Origin of the sequence: Streptomyces sp. RPT161, assembly GCF_027533845.1 — a bacterium.
Lineage (GTDB): Bacteria > Actinomycetota > Actinomycetes > Streptomycetales > Streptomycetaceae > Streptantibioticus_A > Streptantibioticus_A silvisoli_A.
The window spans coordinates 12,082-31,343 of sequence record NZ_JAPZVN010000035.1 but is presented as its reverse complement, the minus strand read 5'-3'; the positions used below and the strand labels follow the sequence as shown (position 1 = coordinate 31,343).

At 70.8% G+C, this 19,262-nt stretch carries 15 protein-coding genes and 1 pseudogene; 10 read left to right on the top strand and 6 right to left on the bottom strand.

All coding sequences use genetic code 11. The features are described 5' to 3' along the window. Nucleotides 1–47: 47 nt before the first annotated feature. The 3 genes from O5O46_RS33870 to O5O46_RS33860 all read right to left on the bottom strand — a co-directional run bounded on the left by O5O46_RS33870 (nucleotide 48) and on the right by O5O46_RS33860 (nucleotide 2,610). Nucleotides 48–422: a MerR family transcriptional regulator gene (locus O5O46_RS33870; protein ID WP_269859526.1), complete on the bottom strand. Its 375-nt coding sequence runs from the start codon at nucleotides 420–422 to the stop codon at nucleotides 48–50. Between the two features lie 21 nt (nucleotides 423–443). Further along, nucleotides 444–1,466, bottom strand: coding sequence for an MDR family NADP-dependent oxidoreductase (locus tag O5O46_RS33865; RefSeq protein ID WP_269859513.1), 1,023 nt, complete (start codon nucleotides 1,464–1,466; stop codon nucleotides 444–446). 88 nt (nucleotides 1,467–1,554) lie between these two features. Further along, the gene (locus tag O5O46_RS33860; protein ID WP_269859512.1) at nucleotides 1,555–2,610 is read right to left on the bottom strand and encodes an adenosine deaminase; all 1,056 of its coding nucleotides are present in this window, start codon (nucleotides 2,608–2,610) and stop codon (nucleotides 1,555–1,557) included. Nucleotides 2,611–2,721: 111 nt separating this feature from the next. Between O5O46_RS33860 and O5O46_RS33855 the strand changes: the two genes are divergently transcribed. Then, the gene (locus O5O46_RS33855; protein WP_269859511.1) at nucleotides 2,722–3,630 is read left to right on the top strand and encodes a DUF4190 domain-containing protein; all 909 of its coding nucleotides are present in this window, start codon (nucleotides 2,722–2,724) and stop codon (nucleotides 3,628–3,630) included. Between the two features lie 111 nt (nucleotides 3,631–3,741). Here the strand turns inward: O5O46_RS33855 and O5O46_RS33850 are convergent, their stop codons facing one another. Further along, nucleotides 3,742–5,721, bottom strand: a complete 1,980-nt coding sequence (locus O5O46_RS33850; protein WP_269859510.1) for a putative Ig domain-containing protein — start codon at nucleotides 5,719–5,721, stop codon at nucleotides 3,742–3,744. Between the two features lie 272 nt (nucleotides 5,722–5,993). Between O5O46_RS33850 and O5O46_RS33845 the strand changes: the two genes are divergently transcribed. After that, the gene (locus O5O46_RS33845; protein WP_269859509.1) at nucleotides 5,994–6,824 is read left to right on the top strand and encodes a TrmB family transcriptional regulator; all 831 of its coding nucleotides are present in this window, start codon (nucleotides 5,994–5,996) and stop codon (nucleotides 6,822–6,824) included. Here the strand turns inward: O5O46_RS33845 and O5O46_RS33840 are convergent. Beyond that, nucleotides 6,821–8,449, bottom strand: a complete 1,629-nt coding sequence (locus O5O46_RS33840; RefSeq protein ID WP_269859508.1) for a PucR family transcriptional regulator — start codon at nucleotides 8,447–8,449, stop codon at nucleotides 6,821–6,823. The two genes, O5O46_RS33845 and O5O46_RS33840, sit on opposite strands and share 4 nt — an antisense overlap. 276 nt (nucleotides 8,450–8,725) lie before the next feature. Between O5O46_RS33840 and O5O46_RS33835 the strand changes: the two genes are divergently transcribed. The 8 genes and pseudogenes from O5O46_RS33835 to O5O46_RS33800 all read left to right on the top strand — a co-directional run bounded on the left by O5O46_RS33835 (nucleotide 8,726) and on the right by O5O46_RS33800 (nucleotide 18,323). Then, nucleotides 8,726–10,252, top strand: coding sequence for a gamma-aminobutyraldehyde dehydrogenase (locus O5O46_RS33835; RefSeq protein WP_269859507.1), 1,527 nt, complete (start codon nucleotides 8,726–8,728; stop codon nucleotides 10,250–10,252). 3 nt (nucleotides 10,253–10,255) lie between these two features. Beyond that, a complete protein-coding gene (locus O5O46_RS33830; RefSeq protein ID WP_269859506.1) occupies nucleotides 10,256–11,500 on the top strand; it encodes an ABC transporter substrate-binding protein in 1,245 nt (414 codons plus the stop codon). A 54-nt stretch (nucleotides 11,501–11,554) separates the two neighbouring features. Further along, a complete protein-coding gene (locus tag O5O46_RS33825) occupies nucleotides 11,555–12,706 on the top strand; it encodes an ABC transporter ATP-binding protein (RefSeq protein ID WP_269859505.1) in 1,152 nt (383 codons plus the stop codon). Between the two features lie 50 nt (nucleotides 12,707–12,756). Beyond that, the gene (locus O5O46_RS33820) at nucleotides 12,757–13,689 is read left to right on the top strand and encodes an ABC transporter permease (RefSeq protein ID WP_443072696.1); all 933 of its coding nucleotides are present in this window, start codon (nucleotides 12,757–12,759) and stop codon (nucleotides 13,687–13,689) included. Further along, nucleotides 13,689–14,561 carry an ABC transporter permease gene (locus O5O46_RS33815; protein ID WP_443072694.1) on the top strand — a complete coding sequence of 291 codons (873 nt, stop codon included), beginning with the start codon at nucleotides 13,689–13,691 and terminating at the stop codon, nucleotides 14,559–14,561. The genes O5O46_RS33820 and O5O46_RS33815 overlap by 1 nt, the downstream gene beginning before the upstream one ends. Before the next feature lie 44 nt (nucleotides 14,562–14,605). Beyond that, nucleotides 14,606–16,000: an NAD(P)/FAD-dependent oxidoreductase gene (locus tag O5O46_RS33810; RefSeq protein WP_269859503.1), complete on the top strand. Its 1,395-nt coding sequence runs from the start codon at nucleotides 14,606–14,608 to the stop codon at nucleotides 15,998–16,000. Nucleotides 16,001–16,248: 248 nt separating this feature from the next. Further along, nucleotides 16,249–16,701, top strand: coding sequence for a hypothetical protein (locus O5O46_RS33805; RefSeq protein ID WP_269859502.1), 453 nt, complete (start codon nucleotides 16,249–16,251; stop codon nucleotides 16,699–16,701). A gap of 115 nt (nucleotides 16,702–16,816) precedes the next feature. After that, a pseudogene (locus O5O46_RS33800) lies at nucleotides 16,817–18,323 on the top strand (CoA-acylating methylmalonate-semialdehyde dehydrogenase). Here the strand turns inward: O5O46_RS33800 and O5O46_RS33795 are convergent. Continuing rightward, nucleotides 18,295–18,897 (bottom strand): phosphatase PAP2 family protein, encoded by a 603-nt coding sequence (locus O5O46_RS33795; RefSeq protein ID WP_269859501.1) that lies wholly within the window; start codon nucleotides 18,895–18,897, stop codon nucleotides 18,295–18,297. The pseudogene O5O46_RS33800 and the gene O5O46_RS33795 overlap by 29 nt on opposite strands. Nucleotides 18,898–19,262: the final 365 nt, after the last annotated feature.

Below are 19,262 nucleotides of genomic sequence, written 5' to 3'. Positions count from 1 at the left end.
GCGCCGGGCTCCGGCTCACACCAGTGACCCGGGGCCCGCGCATCCTCCTACGCGGCCGCGCTCCCGCCCTCCAGCCGGGCCGCAAGGCGCTCCCGCAGCCGGGTCAGCCGGTCGATCTGCGCGTCCAGGGCGGCGAGTCGGCGCGCCGCCACGCCGGGCGCGGCCCCGGGGACGGCACCGCACGGCGGCAGGGTGTCGCCCTCGACCAGGTCCAGCCAGTGCGCGCACGCGCGGACGTCCTCGACGGTCAGGCCGAGATCGAGCAGTTCGCGGATCAGCCGCACCCGGGCGATCTGCCACGGGCCGTACTCCCGCTGCCCGGTCGCGGTGCGCGGTGGCGGGGGCAGCAGCCCGCGCTGCTCGTAGAATCGAAGCGCCCGCGCCGTCGCACCCGCGGCCGCCGCCGCATCGCCGATGCGCATGTCCAACCACCCGCTCCCCGCTCAGAGTTCGACGATCACGGTCCCCACGTATCGACCGGCGATCACATCGGTCAACGCCCGCGGTGCCCGTTCCAGTCCCGCGACCCGCACGTGCGGGAAGGTGATCTCACCCGAGCGCAGCCAGTCGGCGAACCGCCGGGTCCACTGCGCCTCCGCGTCCGGACGGCCGAACCCGCTGAAGCCGCGCATGGTGATCTGCTTCAGGATCAGTTGGAGGGTGTCGAGTTCGACCGGCGCGGTGTCGCCCCGGCCGTCCGGTGACAGCTGCCCGGAGAGCGCTCCGACCAGGGCGAAGCGCGCGCCGGTACGGGCCGCGGCGACCGCCGCCCGCAACTGCTCGCCGCCGACGTTGTCGAAGAGGACATCGATGCCGTCCGGCGCCGCCTTCGCCAACTGCTCGGCGATCGGGCCCGCACCGCGCACCACCGCGGCGTCATAGCCGAGTTCGGTGACCAGCAGTGCGGCCTTGTCGGGCGAGCCGGTGCTGCCGATCACCCGGCCCGCGCCCAGCAGCCGTGCGATCCGCGCCGCCATCGACCCGATCGAGCCGGCGCCCCCGGAGACGAACACCGTGTCCCCCGGGCACAGTTCGACCGTGGAGGTCAGCGCGGCGTAGGCGATCGCGCCCTGCGACAGGTGGTGCGCCGGGTCGGGCAGCACGTCCTCCAGCGGACGGCACTGGTCGATCGGCACCGCCGCGTACTCGCGCCAGCCGGACCAGTGGCTCACCAGGGCCCCCGGGGAGAGCCCGGGGGCGTCCGGTGCCGTGACGACCTCACCGACGGCGGCGCCGTACAGGGTGTCCCCGGGCCGCAGCGGCGGCATCGGCGACCCCTGCGGTTCACCGCTGATCAGCGAGCGGAGGAGGGCGGCGACCGAGAAGTACCGGTTGCGCACCAGCACCTCACCGGGTCCTGGCTCGGGCAGCGGTACCTCGGCCACCTCGAAGTGCCCAGGCTCCGGCAGGCCTTCGGGACGGGTCAGCAGACGGACCTCGCGGGAGGTACGGGGCAGGGCGTTCATCGGCGCTCCTCAGGGCCACGCGGACGGACCGTAAGGCCTCAACCGCCTTACGGCGCACCGACGTTAGCCCCTGACCCGCGCGTCAAGATCAAGCGCCAGCCGCCAACGCCTTGGTGTAGGTGTCGATCTCGGCGTTCAACCTGGCCTTCGACACGCCGTCCATGAACGACGCCTCGACCGCGTTCTTCGCCAGCGCGGCCACCCCCGCCGCGTCCAGCCCCAGCAGCCGCGCCGCGACGGCGTATTCGGTGTTCAGGTCGGTGCCGAACATCGGGGGGTCGTCGCTGTTGACGGTGATCAGCACACCGGCGTCGGACATCGCGCGGATCGGGTGCTCGTCCAAAGTGGCCACCGCGCGGGTGGCGATGTTGGAGGTGGGGCAGACCTCCAGCGGGATGCGGTGCTCGGCCAGGTGCTCGAGCAGCGCGGGGTCCTGGACCGCGCTGGTGCCGTGGCCGATGCGCTCGGCGCCCAGGTCGCGCAGCGCGCTCCAGATGGTCTGCGGTCCTGTGGTCTCACCCGCGTGCGGCACGCTGTGCAGGCCCGCGGCCCGGGCGCGGTCGAAGTACGGCTTGAACTGCGGGCGGGGCACGCCGATTTCGGGACCGCCGAGACCGAACGAGACCAGGCCGTCGGGACCGTGCTTCAGCGCCAGCTCCGTGGTCACCTCCGCCGACTGCAGGCCCGCCTCACCGGGGATGTCGAAGCACCAGCGCAGCACGGTGCCGAACTCCCGCTCGGCCGCCACCCGGGCGTCCTCTATGGCCTCCATGAAGGCCTCCGCCGCGATCCCGCGGCGCACCGAGCTGTAGGGGGTGATGGTCAGCTCCGCGTAGCGGATGTTCTGCCGCGCCATGTCGCGGGCGACCTCGTACGTCAGCAGACGTACGTCGGCCGCGTCGCGGATCAGGTCCACCACGGACAGGTAGACGTCGATGAAGTGGGCGAAGTCGCGGAAGGTGAAGTACTCGGCGAGCGCGTCGAGATCCGCGGGTACCTTCGAGTCGGCGTGCCGTGCGGCGAGTTCCGCGACGATCCGCGGCGAGGCCGAACCGACATGGTGGACGTGCAGTTCCGCCTTGGGCAGTCCGGCGATGAAGACGTCGAGTCCGGCGGGTGCGGCCGGTGCGGAACTGGCGGTCATACGGGTCCCCTCCTGCGGTTGCGCGGACCGGCCCATCGTAGACGTGCGTACCGGGCCGCCCGTCGGCCGTAGGCCATAACATTGCGGGACGTACCTAGAGGAAAGGTTGCGATGTCCGACGAGCAACACGATCGGTCACGAATCGAACGCCGTGACCCGTGGGCACCGCCGCAGGACGCCGTGCCCCCCTCCCCGCGGGACACCCCCCGGGACGCCTGTCCGCCACCGCCCCCCAACGGGCCGTACGACCCGTACCAGGCGGCCTGCCCACCCGCCTACCCCGGCTACCCGTACGCCGCCTGGCTGCACCCCGCGCCGCGCAACGCGCTCGGCACGGCGGCCCTGGTGCTGGGCATAGTCGGCACCGTCGCCGCCGTCACCTGCTTCGGCGTGGTGCTCGGACTGCCGCTCGGCGTTCTGGCGGTGGTGTTCGGCCTCATCGGCCGTCGCCGGGCGCGCCGCGGTGAGGCGACCAACGGCGGACAGGCGCTGAGCGGGACGATCCTCGGCGCCGCCGCCATCGCCGTGTCGATCGCGGTGATCGCGCTGGTCGCCACCTCGTACAACGGGCTCTTCGGCGCCGCGGACGTGGCCCTGACCTCGGCCCGCGGGACCTACGACAAGCCGCTGGGCGCCGACGGCACCGCCAGGTTCGACGACGGAACGCAGGTCACCGCCACCACCCCGCAGCGCTTCACCCCGCCCGCGGGCGCCGACGGCTACACCGCGGGGGACACCGCTTACCGCTTCACCGTGACCGTGCGCAACACCGGCGACGCGGACCTGCACCTCGGCGACTACACCTACTACGGCACCGCCGGGGGCGACCAGACCGACCTTCAGCTGATCTCCACCTCCACCGGCGAGTTGGCCGAGGACTTCCCCGACGTACTGCGGCCCGGCCAGGTCTCCAAGGTCGTCTTCGCCTTCGACGTCCCGCCGGGGCTGACCCCCCTGCAGTTCGACTTCGAACCGACAACCAACCACGAAGACGCTTACTGGGAACTGCGGTTGAGGTAGTCGGGGGCAACCGCCCACGGGAGCAGGGGACTTGCCCCCGAAGGAGAAGCGAAGCGTACGGCGGGTCCGGGCGAAAGCCCGGACCCGCCTCTGTGCCGGTGGCCTACGGCGTCAGCTGATGTTGAGCGCCGTGTCGTCGATGACGAAGGACGTCTGCGCTCCGGAGCCCTCGGCCCCGGTGAACTTCAGTGTGACCGTCTTCCCCGCGAGGGAGGAGACGTCGAACGACTTCTGCGCGTAACCCGAGTTGGCGTTCAGGTTGGAGTAGGTGGCCAGGGTGGTGGAGCCGGCCTGGACCGTCAGCTTGTCGGAGGCGGTCGACGAGGTCTTGTCGGTGTCGATGTGCAGCCAGAAGCTGAGGGTGGCGTGGCATCCGGCCGGGATGGTCACCGACTGGGACAGCGTGTCGGTGTGGCTGGAGCCGTAACCGTCGAGCCAGGCGTTCCAGCTGCCGGAGTGCGGCGGCTCGGTCGGGTCGTTGTTGATCACGTACGGGGTCGCCGACCAGGGCGCGGCGGTGCCGGTCTCGAAGCCCGGGTTGCCGATGAGCTGCTGCGCGTTGCAGCCGCCGCCGGAGCCGCCGACCGTCCAGGTGAAGGAGGTCGAGCCGGATGCGCCGGTGGAGTCCTTGGCGGTCACCGTCACGTTGGAGGTGCCTGCGGTCGTCGGGGTACCGGTGATCAGGCCGGTCGAGGAGTTGATGGACAGTCCGGCGGGCAGGCCGGTGGCGCTGTAGCCGAGCGTCTGTCCGCTGGCCGAGTCGCTCGCCTTGATCTGCAGCGACACCGAGGTGCCCACGGCGGTCGACTGGTTGCCCGGGTTGGTCACCGTCACGGTGTTGCCGGTGCTGGAGCCGTTGGTGAACGCGGCGGTGCCGTTCGGGGTGCCCCAGCCGGTCGGGCCGTCGTAGCCGGGGCCCGCGGTGCACAGGTACGACGGGGAGCAGCTGCCGTTGCTGCCGCTGGTGACGTCGTTGAGCGCCGAGGTGTGCGCGTACGGGTAGGACGCGGGGTAGCTGCCCGCCGCCGGTGTGCCGGCCAGGGCGTAGACCGAGGCGATGATCGGCGAGGAGGCGCTGGTTCCGCCGTAGACGTTCCAGCCGGAGCCGCCGTAGGTCTGGTAGACGGCGACACCGGTGGCCGGGTCGGCGACCGCCGAGACGTCGGAGATGGTCCGGTTGGAGCAGCCGCTGTCGGTCTGCCAGGACGGCTTGGTGTCGTACGCCGAGCAGCCGGAGCCGGTGCCCTCGGTGCTGCTGGTGTTCCACACCGACTCCGACCAGCCGCGGGCGCTGGAGTCGCGGGTCAGCGAGGTGCCGCCGACGGAGGTCACGTACCGCGAGGCGGCCGGGTACTCCGCGCCGTAGCCGCTGTCACCGGCGCTGACGGTGATGGCGACGCCCGGGTGGTCGAAGTACTGGCTGTCCGAGCTGGTGTCGGTGGAGTCCTCGGAGCCGCCGTAGCTGTTGGAGACGTACTTGGCGCCCTGGGCGACGGCCTGGTTCACCGCGGCCCCCAGGTCCGACATGTTGGCGCTGTTCGCCTCGACCAGCAGGATGTGGCACTGCGGGCAGACCGCGCTGACCATGTCCACGTCGAGGGAGATCTCCCCCGCCCAACCGCTGTCCGCGGTCGGGTAGTTGGTGCCGCCGTTCTGGTCGATCTTCTTGAAGCAGCCGTTGGCCGTGGTGCAGGCCGGCAGGCCGTACTGCGAACGGTAGGTGGCCAGGTCGGACTCGGCGTTGGGGTCGTCCTGCGCGTCCACGATGGCCACCGTCTGGCCCGAACCGGCCGAGGCCGACGGCAGGTTGTAGGCGCTCTGCAGGTCGCTGGGGCCGTAGCCGGACGGCGTGGCGTTGGGGGACAGGTGCAGGTGCTGCATCACGTCGGTGCGCACCTCGGCGAGGCAGGCCTCCTGGCCGGGCTGGGTGTGCTGGTTGCACAGGTTCCGGGTGTGCGCGGTGGTCTGGGACGCGGTGGCGGACGACGGGGTGGCGGCGAGAAGACCGGCGCTCACCAGTGCCGCTGTGGACAGCAGCGCCGTGGCGGCGGTTCTCGCCATGCGTCTGCCGGAGTGTCGCTTCGAGCGCATGGACATGCCCTCCAGTGGGGGATGCGCAGGACAGGGTGGTCTGCGCATGACAAGTGATCAACGGCGGGGCCGTGACCGGTGGAGAGTGCGGGTGCCGTGCGGAAAAGTGCGGTCCGGGGAGATGGAGGGGCCGAAAGCCCCCTGCCTCCCCCTTTGTCACCACACTGAGTGGTGGCTGCGATGAAGTTAGCGAACGCTTCATCGGGTGACAACCGGGAAATGGAAAATCCATAGGGTTGGCTTCACGGCTGAGACGTATACGGTGTCCTGCCATGGAGCCGGATGAGCAGTCCGTAGGCCAGCTCGTATCGCTCGGGCTGGCCCGGTATGAAGCGCGTGTCTACCTCGCCCTGATCAGGCGCGAGTCCTACACGGCGGCCGAGGTCGCCCGCGAGGCGGACGTACCGCGGCAACGCATCTACGACGTACTCGACGCCCTGGTGCGGCGCCGGCTGGCCACGGCGCACCCCGGCAAGGTCGCCACCTTCTCCGCCATCGCGCCGGAACTCGCGCTCACCCGGCTGATGTCGGAGCAGCGGGAGGCGCTGGACCGGATGGAGCGGGTCTCCACCGGACTGGTCTCCGCCCTGCTGCCGGTGTGGTCCGAGGGGCGTTCGCAGTCCAACCCGCTGGACTACATCGAGGTGCTGCGCGACCCCAAGGCGATCTCCGAGCGGTTCGCCGACATCCAGGAGCAGGCCAGCCGCGAACTGCTCAGCTTCTGCAAGCCGCCGTTCGTGGCGCCCACCGAGAACACCGCCGGGATCAAGGCCACCCGGAGGCTGCGCCGCGCCGAGGGGACGGTGCGGGCGATCTACACGTACGACGTGCTGGACGACCCGGCGATGATGGACAACGTCGAGCACTTCGGGAAGGCGGGGGAGGAGGCGCGGTTCGCCGCCGACCTGCCGCTGAAGCTGATCGTCGCGGACGGGTCGCTGGTGCTGTGCGACATGCCGGACCCGGTGGCCGGGACCGGGGCCACCACCGCCCTGTACATCGAACACCCGGCGCTGGCCGGGTGCCTGCGGTTGGCGTTCCAGACCGTCTGGGACGGTGCGGCCACCCGGGAGGCGCTGCGCCCGGCCCGGGCGGGCCGCTAGCGGCGCACCGCCTCCAGGGCGAGCAGGGCCACGTGCAGGGAGAGGCAGGACTCGACCTGGTCCAGGTCGGTGGCCAGGACGCGTTCCACCCGGTGCAACCGGTCGTAGAAGGACGGGCGGGACATGTGGGCGGCGTCGGCGGCCGCCGACTTGTTGCGGCCGTTGGACAGGTAGACGCCGAGTATGCCCACCAGATCGGTGCCGTTCTCCGCGTCGTACGCCAGCAGCGGCCCCAACTCCCGTTCCACGTACGTCTGCAGACGGGCGTCGTCTCGCAGCAGATGCAGTAGGCCGCGCAGCCGTACGTCCGGCAGCCGGTAGTACGTGCCCGCCTTGCGGGTGCGCGAGTGCAGGGCCGCGTCCGCGACCTGGGCGGCCTCCAGCAGGGTGCGCCGGGCGTCGCGCAGCGAGCCCACCGACGAACCGGCCGCCATCAGGAACGCGGGAGCGTCCGCGCCGGGCTCGACCAGCCGGTCCAGGGCGGCGGCGAAGCCCTCCAGCGCGGCGTGCTCCTCGTCCGCCGGGCCGAGCGAGACCAGCATGCCGACCCCGCCGTCGTCCAGCCCGCCGATCAGCGCGGTCAGTCCGCGCTCCCGGGCCGCCTGCGCGGCCGTCTCCGTGAAGTCCCGCAGCCTCGCCTCCGCCTCCAGCGCCGCCGACGCGGGTCCGCCGCGCAGCCGCAGCATGACGCCGACCAGCCGTCGGCCCTCCAGCGGCACCCCCAGCGCCCGGGCGCGCAGCGCCACGTCGGAGACGGTCAGGGCATGGGTGAGGATGCCGGACAGCAGCGTGCGGTGGGTCTGCCGCTCCAGCGACTCCAGGTCGCGCTCCAGCAGCCGGTTGAGCGCCAGGGTGGCGGCGCCGCGCTCCAGCACGACGGTCAGCCGGGCCGGCGGGACCGCCGACGGCTCGCCGACGACGACCAGCCGGCCCCAGTCCCGGCCGCGGGCGCCGACCGCGGTCACCAGCCAGCCGCTGCGCTCGTCATGGCCGGTGCGCCCGGCCGTGGTCACCCCGCGGGAGCGGCGCTCCCAGCCGTCCAGCAGCGCCTGCGGATCGCCGCCCGCCGGGTCGAAGGCGAGCACCTGGTGGGTGAGGTTCTCCAGCACCACCGGCGCCCCCGCCAGCCGGGCCACCTCCCGGACCACCTCGGCCGGTTCCGCGCCCTCGACGGACAGCTCGTTGAAGATCTGGTGGACCGCCTCCGAGGCGCGCAGCTCGGTGAGTTGGGCGTTGACCACGTGCTCGTGCACGGCTTCGGTGACCGCCACGAAGCGCACCTCGGTGCGCAGTTCGATCAGCGGCAGGCCGCGCCGCTCGGCGGCGCGTACCAGCGGGCGGGGCAGTTCGTCCGCGTACCGGCGGCCGAGTTCGACGACCAGGCCGGCTGCCCCCACATCGGCGAGGCCGCCGATGTAGCGGGCCAGCGACTCCTTGTCGGTGGGCAGCATGACGCCGGTGGTCAGCACCAGTTCGCCGCCGTGCAGCATGCCCGCGATATCGGCGAGTTCGCTGATGTGCACCCAGCGCACGGGTGCGTCCAGGCCGGATCCCCCGGCCACCACCCGGGGGTTGCCGCGGCGCAGGGCTTCGAGGTCCAGGACCTGGGCGACGGTGGGGAACACGGCGACCTCCGGTCTGGTCGGGCGGGGGCGCGAATCCGCGGTGCCCGGCCTTCCGGCAGAGTGTAAAGCTGGGGCGGTCTCGCGGGGCAACCTGCTGGTTGCCATGATCTGTCGGCGGGCGGCATCGTCCGTTGCGTGCAGATCGCCTTGGAGACAGATTCCGTCGCGTAACCAAAAGGCAACAACGGAATCCCTTGTTGGGGCAAGGCTACTCTGCCAGGATCGGCCACCAACCCGGCCCAATGCTACGCCGCCGGGCGATACGAGGAGAACGTGATGGACCACAGGGACCACGGCCGCGAAGCCGCGCTCGCCCTGGCGGAAGGTTTCGGCGGGCAGGCCCAGTACATCGCGGGACGTCTGCGCTCCGGCTCCTCAGGCCGCTCGCACCCGGTGGTCGACCCGGCCACCGGCGAGACCGTCTGTACCTACGAGCTGGCGGGCGCCGCTGACGTGGACGCCGCCGTGACCGCCGCCGCCGAGGCGCTGCCCGGATGGGCCGGCGCCACACCGGGCGAACGCTCCGACGCCCTGCACGGCTTCGCCGCCGCGCTGTCCGAGCGCGCCGCCGACCTCGCACTGGCCGAGTCGGTCCAGTGCGGCAAGCCCATCAGGCTGTCCACCGAGTTCGACGTACCGGGCACGGTCGACAACACCGCTTTCTTCGCCGGTGCCGCCCGCCATCTGGAGGGCAGGGCGGCGGGGGAGTACTCCGGGGACCACACCTCGTACGTCCGGCGCGAGCCGATCGGCGTGGTCGGCTCCATCGCGCCCTGGAACTACCCGCTCCAGATGGCGGCCTGGAAGGTGCTGCCCGCCATCGCCGCAGGCAACACCATCGTGCTCAAGCCCGCCGAACTCACCCCGCTCACCTCGCTGATGTTCGCCCAGGCGGCGACCGACGCGGGCATACCCGACGGCGTGGTCAACATCGTCACCGGCGCGGGACGGGACGCCGGCGAGCACCTGGTCGGCCACCCCGAGGTGGCGATGACCTCGTTCACCGGCTCCACCGCCGTCGGCCGGCGGGTCGCCGAACTCGCCACCCGTACCGTCAAGCGGCTCCACCTCGAACTCGGCGGCAAGGCGCCCTTCGTGGTCTTCGACGACGCTGACCTGGAGGCCGCGGCGCACGGCGCGGTCGCGGGCGCGCTGATCAACACCGGCCAGGACTGCACCGCGGCGACCCGCGCCTATGTGCAACGGCCGCTCTACCACGCCTTCGTGGCCGCCGTAGCCGAACTGTTCGAGGGTGTGCGGCTGGGCGACCCCTTCGACCCCGCGACCGACCTCGGGCCGCTGGTCAGCCACGCCCAACGGGACCGCGTCGCGGGCTTCGTGGAGCGCGCCCGCGACTACGCCACCGTCGTCACCGGCGGTGCGGCGCCGGATTCGAGGGGCGCCTTCTACCGGCCCACCCTGATCACCGGCGCCCCGCAGGACAGCGAGATCGTCCAGGCGGAGATCTTCGGCCCGGTACTGGTGGTGCTGCCGTTCGACGGCGACGACGAGGGGCTGCGGCTGGCCAACGACACCCCGTACGGACTGGCCGCGTCCGCCTGGACCCGTGATGTGTTCCGGGCCCACCGCGCCACCCGCGAGATCAAGGCGGGCTGCGTCTGGGTCAACGACCACATCCCCATCATCAGCGAGATGCCGCACGGCGGCTACAAGTCCTCCGGCTTCGGCAAGGACATGTCCGCCTACTCCTTCGAGGAGTACACGCAGGTCAAGCACGTCATGTTCGACAATACGGCGGTGGCGAGAAAAGACTGGCACCGCACGATCTTCGGGGACAGGTGACGCGTGACGAACCCCAGCCCAACCGAGCTCGCTCAGTACGTCAACCGCACCCGAACCCGTTCCACCACCACCCGGCTCAGCCGCCGCACCCTGCTGCGCGCCGCCGCCACCGGCGGACTGGCCCTCACCGGTGCCGCGGCGCTCACCGCCTGCGGGGTGCAGGGCCATGTCGTACCGGCCGGTGCGCGGGAGAAGGGGCAGGCCGGCAAGGACTACTCGGCGGCCGAGAAGAAGGTCGTGTTCGCCACCTGGCCGTCCTACATCGACGTCGACCCCAAGAACGCCAACCGGCGGCCCACGCTGGACGCGTTCGAGAAGCAGACCGGCATCCAGGTCCAGTACCTGGAGGTGATCAACGACAACAACGACTGGTACACCAAGATCGACCCGTCGCTGGTCAAGGGGATCGACACCGGCTACGACCTGATGGTCGTCAGCGACTACATGGTGGGGAAGTACCGCACCTACGACTACATCCAGGAACTGGACCTGTCGAACATCCCCAACCACTCCCTGCTGCTGCCGCGAGTGCTCAAGGACCCCACCGACCCCGGCCGCCGCTTCAGCATCCCGTGGGCGTACGGCTACACCACCTTCGCGTACAACACCAACCTGGTGAAGCAGCCGATCACCTCGCTCGCCGAGGTCTTCACCCGGCCCGACCTGCACGGCAAGGTCTCGCTGTTCAGCGAGATGGAGGACACCGTGGCGATCGCCCTGCTCGCCCAGGGCCACGACCCGGAGCACTTCACCGACGCCCAGTTCAACCAGGCGCTGGAGTACGTACGCCGCGCCAAGGACCGCGGGCAGATACGATCCTTCACCGGCAACGACTATCTGAGCGACTTCCAGCAGGGCAACACCGCGGTGACCATGGCCTACTCCGGCGACGTGGCCCAGTTGGGCAAGCCCAACCTGGTCACCCTCGACCTGCCGAAGGAAGGCATGCTCTCCTGGTCCGACAACTGCGTCATCCCCAACTTCGCCCGGCACAAGGCCAACGCCGAGAAGCTGCTCAACTACTACCTGCAGCCCCAGGTCGCCGCGGCGCTCGATGACTTCATCGACTACATCCCCTCGGTGCGCGGTGCCGAGGACGAGCTGCGCAAGCTCGACTCCACCGCCGCGGCCGTCCCGCTGATCGTGCCCACGAAAGCGATGCAGGACAAGGCGCGCGGCTTCATGGCTCTCAGCATCGCCCAGCTGAACGACTACACCAACCGCTTCCAGCAGGTCACCGGCCAGTAGACGGTACGTCGACCGCTGACAACGAGACCGTTCACGGATCGGAGAAGACCCCTGATGAGCTCCAACGACGTGCTCGGCCGCACCGAGGGCGGCGACCTGCGCCTGGTCGGGCTGACCAAGCGCTACGGCTCGTTCACCGCCGTGGACGACCTCAACCTGACGGTTCCGCAGGGATCGTTCTTCGCGCTGCTCGGCGCCTCCGGATGCGGCAAGACCACCACGCTGCGCATGGTCTCCGGACTCGAGGAGCCCACCATCGGCCAGATCTTCCTCGGCGACCAGGACGTGACGGACCGCAAACCGTACCGGCGGCCGGTCAACACCGTCTTCCAGAACTACGCGCTCTTCCCGCACCTGGACATCTACGAGAACGTCGCCTTCGGCCTGCGCCGCCGCGGCCTGAAGGACATCAGGAAGCCCGTCGAGGAGATGCTGGACCTGGTGGAGCTCGGCCATGTCGCCAAGCGCAAGCCCAACCAGCTCTCCGGCGGCCAGCAGCAGCGCATCGCGCTGGCCCGCGCCCTGATCAACCAGCCGCGGGTGCTGCTGCTGGACGAACCGCTGGGCGCCCTCGACCTCAAGCTGCGCCGCCAGATGCAGATCGAGCTCAAGCGGATCCAGCTGGAGGTGGGCCTGACGTTCGTACACGTCACCCACGACCAGGAGGAGGCCATGACGATGGCCGACACCATCGCGGTGATGAACGCGGGCCGCATCGAGCAGATGGGCTCCCCAGCGCAGCTGTACGAGAACCCGCGCACCACCTTCGTGGCCAACTTCCTCGGCCAGTCCAACCTGATACCCGGCACCGTCGAGGGCGTCACCGGCGGCATCGCCACCATCAGCGCCCACGGTCAGCGGCTCACCGTGGACGCGGCGCGCTGCCCGGTCAGCTCCGGGCCGGTGATCCTGGGCGTGCGGCCGGAGAAGGTGCAGATCGCCACGTCGGACGAGGAGGTCCCGGTGGGCCACAACACGTTGGCGGGCGGGGTCGTGCTGGACACCTCGTTCATCGGTGTGTCCACCCAGTACCTGGTCAAGCTGCCGTCCGGCGAGGAACTGGCGGTCTTCGAGCAGAACACCGGACGGCAGATCCAGCGCCCCGGCGCCGAGGTGACCGTCTTCTGGGACCCCGGCCAGGGCTTCGGCCTGGAAGGCGGCCAGGACATCGAGGCGGGCGCGGACGTGGAGGAGGACGCGGCATGACCGTGGAGCGCAGCTCCTCCCTCGAGGCCGGTGGCGGGCGACAGGCGGGCGTGACCGCTGTCGCCCCGACTCCCGCCGCCGGCAGGCCCGTTGGCCCGCCGCCCGACGAGCGCAGGCCGCGACGGAACCTGACGCCGTGGATCCTGCTGCTGCCAGGACTGCTGTGGCTGGTCGTCTTCTTCCTGGTGCCGATCCTCACCTCGGTGTCGGCCTCGGTGCAGCAGGGCGACTACGACGACGGCTTCAAACTCACCTGGCACTGGGCCAACTACGCCGACGCCATCACCAAGTACGGCCCGCAGTACCTGCATTCGGGGATCTACTCGGTGCTGTGCACCGTGGTGTGCCTGCTGCTCGGCTACCCGGTCGCCTACTTCATCGCCTTCAAGGGCGGCAGGTGGAAAAGCCTGTTGATGGCGTTGGTGATCGTGCCCTCGTTCACCAGCTTCCTGATCCGCACGATCGCCTGGAAGACCATCCTCGCCGACAACAGCCCGCTGGTACGGCTGCTCAGCGACCTGCACCTGCTCAAGGTCACCACCGCGCTCGGCTGGACCGTCGGCGACCACGTACTGGCCAGCCCGGCCGCCGTGGTGTGCGGCATGGTCTACAACTTCCTGCCGTTCACCATCCTCCCGCTGTACACCTCGCTGGAGAAGATCGACCCCCGGCTGCACGAGGCCGGACACGACCTGTACTGCAACACCTTCACCACCTGGCGCCGGGTCACCCTGCCGCTGTCCATGCCCGGCGTCATCGGCGGCACCCTGCTGACCTTCATCCCCGCCGTCGGCGACTACATCAACGCCCAGCTCCTCGGCAACCCCAACACCGGCGTCGTCGGCCAGAAGATCGAGGACCTGTTCCTTCGCAACACCCAGGGCTACCCGGTCGGTTCCGCGATCTCGGTCGTGATGATGGTCGGCACGCTGGTCCTGGTGATGAGCTACATCCGCAAGGCCGGGACGGAGGACCTGATCTGATGAGCACCGCTACTGCCCCGTCCGCGGCCAGCACCACCGCCGCCACCCCGGCGCCGAAGCCGAGGCGCCGCTCCCCGCTGGCCTGGCTCCGCGAGCACACCCTGCTGGCCGTCACCATCGTGGTGTTCGTGTTCATGCTGCTGCCCAACGCGGTCATCCTGTGGATGTCGTTCAACAAGCCGGTGGGCAGGTTCGACTACGTCTGGAACGAGTTCTCCCTGGACGCCTGGCGCCACCCGTGCGCCAACAGCGAGATGTGCCACAGCATCGGGCTCTCGCTGCAGATCGGCGTGGTCGCCACCATCGTGGCCACGGTGCTCGGCACGATGATCGCCTTCGCCATGGTGCGCTACCGCTTCCGGGCCCGCTCCGGCGTCAACGCCCTGCTGTTCCTGCCGATGGCCGCCCCCGAGGTGGTCATGGGCGCCACCCTCGCCGCGCTGTTCTTCAACACCGTCGGCCCCGGCGCCCTCGGCTTCTGGACCATCACCATCGCGCACGTCATGTTCTGCGTCAGCTACGTGGTGGTCACCGTCAAGTCCCGGCTGGCCGGAATGGACCCGACCCTGGAGCGGGCCGCCCAGGACCTGTACGCCACCCCCGCGCAGACCTTCCGCCACGTCACCCTGCCGCTGGTCGCGCCCGGCATCGCCGCCGCCGCGTTGCTGGCCTTCGCCCTGTCGGTGGACGACTACATCATCACCGTCTTCACCGCGGGCAACCTGGAAACCTTCCCGATGTACATCTGGGGCTCGGTGCAGCGTGCCTACCCGGCCCAGATCGATGTCATCGGTTCACTGATGCTGCTGGGCACGATGGCCGTCATCGCGCTCTCGCAGATCGTCGGCCGGGCGAGGACCGCCCGTCGCTGACCGGTTCGGATAATCCGTGAAGCACTGGAAAGCAGTGATACCGCATGGACCCTGCCCATTCGCTCGCTGACGCGCAGCCCACACCGTTCTGGCTGGAGGACCCCGGCAGGCCGCGGGCCAACCCCGCGCTGGTCGGGGACGAGCACTGCGATCTGCTGGTGGTCGGTGGAGGCTACTCGGGACTGTGGACCGCACTGATCGCCAAGGAGCGCGACCCCTCGCGCGAGGTGGTGCTGATCGAGGGCCACGAGGTCGGCTGGGCGGCCACCGGCCGCAACGGGGGCTTCTGCGCCGCCTCGTTGACCCACGGGATCGGCAACGGCCTTGAGCGCTGGCCCGGGGAACTGGACAAGCTGCAACAGCTCGGCGCCCGCAACCTCGACGAGATCGAGGCGGCCATCGCCCGCCACGACATCGACTGCGACTTCGAGCGCACCGGCGAGATCGACGTGGCCACCGAGCCGTACCAGCTCGACGAGTTGCACGAGTTGGCGCAGGAGGCCGCCGGGCTCGGCGTCGAACTCGAAATGCTCGACCGGGACGCGATGCGCGCCGAGGTCGACTCGCCGACCTTCGTCGGCGGGCTGTGGGACCGCGACGGCGTCGCGATGCTGCACCCGGCGAAGCTGGCCTGGGGACTCAAGCGCGCCTGCGAGTCGCTGGGGGTGCGGATCCACGAGCACACCCGGGCCACCGCGATGACCCCCAACGGCGGTGGCATGGCGGTACGCACCGGCTACGGCCGGGTGTTCGCCCGCCGGGTGGCGCTCGCCTCCGGGGTGTTCCCGTCACTGGTCAAGCGGCTGCGGTCGTTCGTGGTGCCGGTGTACGACTACGCGATGGTCACCGAGCCGCTGACCGAAGGCCAGTTGGCGTCGATCGGCTGGAAGCGGCGGCAGGGACTCGGCGACGGAGCCAACCAGTTCCACTACTTCCGGCTCACCGCCGACAACCGCATCCTGTGGGGCGGTTACGACGCCATCTACAAGTTCGGCGGGCGGGTGGCCGCGGAGCACGACCAGCGACCGGAGACCTTCCGTAAACTCGCCGCCCAGTTCTTCACCTGCTTCCCGCAGTTGGAGGGCTTGCGGTTCACTCATACGTGGGGCGGTGCCATCGACACCTGCTCGCGTTTCTCCGCGTTCTACGGCACCACGCACGGCGGCCGGGTCGGCTACGCGCTCGGCTACACCGGCCTCGGGGTGGGCGCCACCCGGTTCGGCGCGGAGGTGATGCTCGACCTGCTGGCGGGGGAGCGCACCGAGCGCACCGAACTGGAGATGGTGCGCAGCAAGCCGCTGCCGTTCCCGCCGGAACCGTTCGCCTGGGCGGGGATCGAGCTGACCCGTAGGTCCCTGGCCCGCGCCGACCGCAACGGCGGCCGCCGCAACCTGTGGCTCAAGGCCATGGACAAGGTCGGCCTGGGCTTCGACAGCTAGCGCCGGACCGACGGGCGCCCGCCCGGCGGGCCTTCGGCACCGCCGGGCCGCGCCGTCGTGTTCGCGCGCCGTCGCGGCGATGCCGGACCAACGGAAACCCCCGAGGTCAAGACCGCCCGGAGCGGGGTTCCGCGCCGGTACTCGACTGACTGGAAAATCCCTCCTCAACCCGCGTAATGCCGCACCGGTCGCCCCCTCTCATCCATGACGGGGACATCCGGCCGCGGCCGGGGAAACGGAGGGATGAGATGGGCGGCGCGGCGAAGACCGCGGTGGAGTGGCTGGTGTCGGTGGCGCCGGACCCGGAGGCCTGCCGGTGGGAGTGGGAGCGCAACCCGCTGGGGGTGACGCTGCTGCCCGCCGGAAGGCTCTGGGACGTGCTGATCGTCGGCGGTGAGCTGGGCTGTCCCACGCTCGACGTGCTGGGCCGGTGCGTCGACCGGCCGGGACCGGTGCTCGGCGACTTCGAGGACCGCAGGACCGGATTCTTCGTCCCGGCCGGTACGGCCGCCCGCTGGGTGGGCACCGGGGTACGGGCGGCAGGGCTCGGCAGCTGGATCGTCGTCCCCTACCCGGGCCGGGCCAGCGGCGGGGTGCGCTGGCTGGTGCCGCCGGACGGGGCGGGCACCCTGACCGACCCGGTGGTGCTGGAGACCGTCATGCACGAGGCGGCGGCCCGGATCGCCGCCGACGGACTGTAAAGCGGATGGCGGATGCGCCGACATGCTGGTGGTTGTGGCGGGCGGTGGCGCCTCGCCACACTGGCAGCAGGCTCCGAGCGGCTCGATCGACAAACGGTCAAGAGGAAGGTCTGCCGTGACCACCAAGCACATCACGCACTGGATCGCCGGACAGGAATGGACCGGGCCCACCGAACGGCGGGGCGACGTGTACGACCCGGCCACCGGGCGGGTCACCGGCCAGGTGGACTTCGCGACCATCGCCGAGGTCGACCAGGCGGTGGGCGCGGCGGCCGCCGCGTTCCGCGAGTGGCGGCACACCTCGGTCGCCAAGCGCGCCCAGGTGCTGTTCGCCTTCCGCGAGCTGCTGAACGCCGAGCGCGACGAACTCGCCTCGATCATCGTCGCGGAGCACGGCAAGGTGCACTCGGACGCGCTCGGCGAGATCGCCCGCGGTCTTGAGGTCGTCGAATACGCCTGCGGCATCCCGCAGTTGCTCAAGGGCGGCTTCACCGAGCAGGCGTCCACCGGCATCGACGTGTACTCGATCCGCCAGCCGCTCGGCCCGGTCGCGATCATCTCGCCGTTCAACTTCCCGGCGATGGTGCCGATGTGGTTCTTCCCCATCGCCATCGCGGCGGGCAACACCGTGGTGGTCAAGCCGTCCGAGAAGGACCCGTCGGCCGCCGACTTCCTCGCCCGGCTGTGGCAGCGGGCCGGACTGCCCGACGGTGTCTTCAACGTGGTGCACGGCGACAAGGTCGCCGTCGACCGGCTGCTGGAGCACCCCGACATCAAGGCCGTCTCCTTCGTCGGCTCCACCCCGATCGCCCGCTACGTGTACGAGACCGGCACCCGGTACGGCAAGCGGGTACAGGCCCTCGGCGGCGCCAAGAACCACATGCTGGTGCTGCCGGACGCCGACCTGGACCTGGCCGCCGACGCCGCCGTCAACGCCGGTTTCGGCGCCGCCGGCGAGCGCTGCATGGCCGTCTCCGTGCTGGTGACCGTCGACCCGGTCGGTGACGACCTGGTGGCGAGGATCAAGGAGCGGATGGCCACCCTCAAGGTCGGCCCCGGCTGCAACGCCGACTCCGAGATGGGCCCGCTGGTCACCGGCGCGCACCGGGACAAGGTGACCTCCTACCTGGACGCCGGGTTGGCGGACGGCGCCACGCTCGCGGTCGACGGCCGCAAGCACCCGGTCTCCGGAGACGACACGGCCGAAGGCTTCTGGCTCGGACCGACCCTCTTCGACCACGTCAAGCCCGGCATGTCCGTCTACAACGACGAGATCTTCGGCCCGGTGCTGTCGGTGGTCCGGGTCTCCTCGTACGACGAGGGACTGGAACTGATCAACGCCAACCCGTACGGCAACGGGACCGCGCTGTTCACCAACGACGGCGGCGCCGCCCGCCGGTTCCAGCACGAGGTCGAGGTCGGCATGGTCGGCATCAACGTGCCGATCCCGGTGCCGGTCGCGTACTACTCCTTCGGCGGCTGGAAGAACAGCCTGTTCGGCGACACCCACGCGTACGGCCAGGACGGCGTCCACTTCTTCACCCGCGGCAAGGCGGTAACCCAGCGCTGGCTGGACCCGTCCCCACGGCGGGATCAACCTGGGTTTCCCCACCAACTCGTAAGGCGCGCAAGCGACAGCAGCACCCCGCTCAGGCACCAACTGGCCGCCACGTCCAGCGGCCAGTGGTAGCCGCGCCACACCAGCGCGGCGCCCACCGCGAGGTTCAGCAGCACGGCGGCGAGCACCAACAGCCGCCGTGCCGCGCCGCGTTGGACGAACCGCAGCAGCACCAGCACGGCCAGCCCGTACGCCATCGCCGCCGTCGCGGCGTGCCCGGACGGGAAGTACCCGGAGTGGGCGACGAGTTGGGTGGTGCCCGGCGCCGGGCGGGAGACGAGATCCTTCACCGGTACGACCAGTGGCGCGGTCACCGCCATCGCCAGCGCGCCGACGGCGGACGGCAGCCACCAGCGCGGCGCGCCCGCCCGACGGTGCCGCCAGGCGACGTATCCCAGGGCCGCCACAAGCACCGGAACCGCGACCCCCACGTCGCCCAGGTCGGCCAGGAACTGGGCCGCGGGCCGCACCGGTTGATGCCGCGAGGCGGCCCGCAACGCGGCCGCGTCGACCCGTACGTCCCACCGGTACAGCGCCCCGTGGACCGCGACCTGCCAGGTCAGCAGGGCGAACAGCACCGTGCAGACGGAGCTGGCAACAGTTGACCGCCCCGGAACAGGGGGGAGAGTTCCGGGGCGGTCGGGACGATCGCCGGACCGCTGGTCCCGGGGGGTTTGGGACGAGCGGCCGACCGATCGGCGAGGATTGCCGGAGCTTGCGGCACCGGCGGTTTCGTGCGCGAGGGCACTGCCGTATCGACGATGGGGAGTCGTCGACGGGATGTCGCCCGCGGTCTCCCGCGGGCGGGGTGGTTCTTTCATCTGGCACGACCGTACGTCACACAGGAGGCGGCAGTCAGCGGTGTCACCGTTCCCTACATCAGGCCCGCACAGGTTCTTCACCTGGGTGCACAACACCCCGGGACCGCCGCCCCGACGCACCG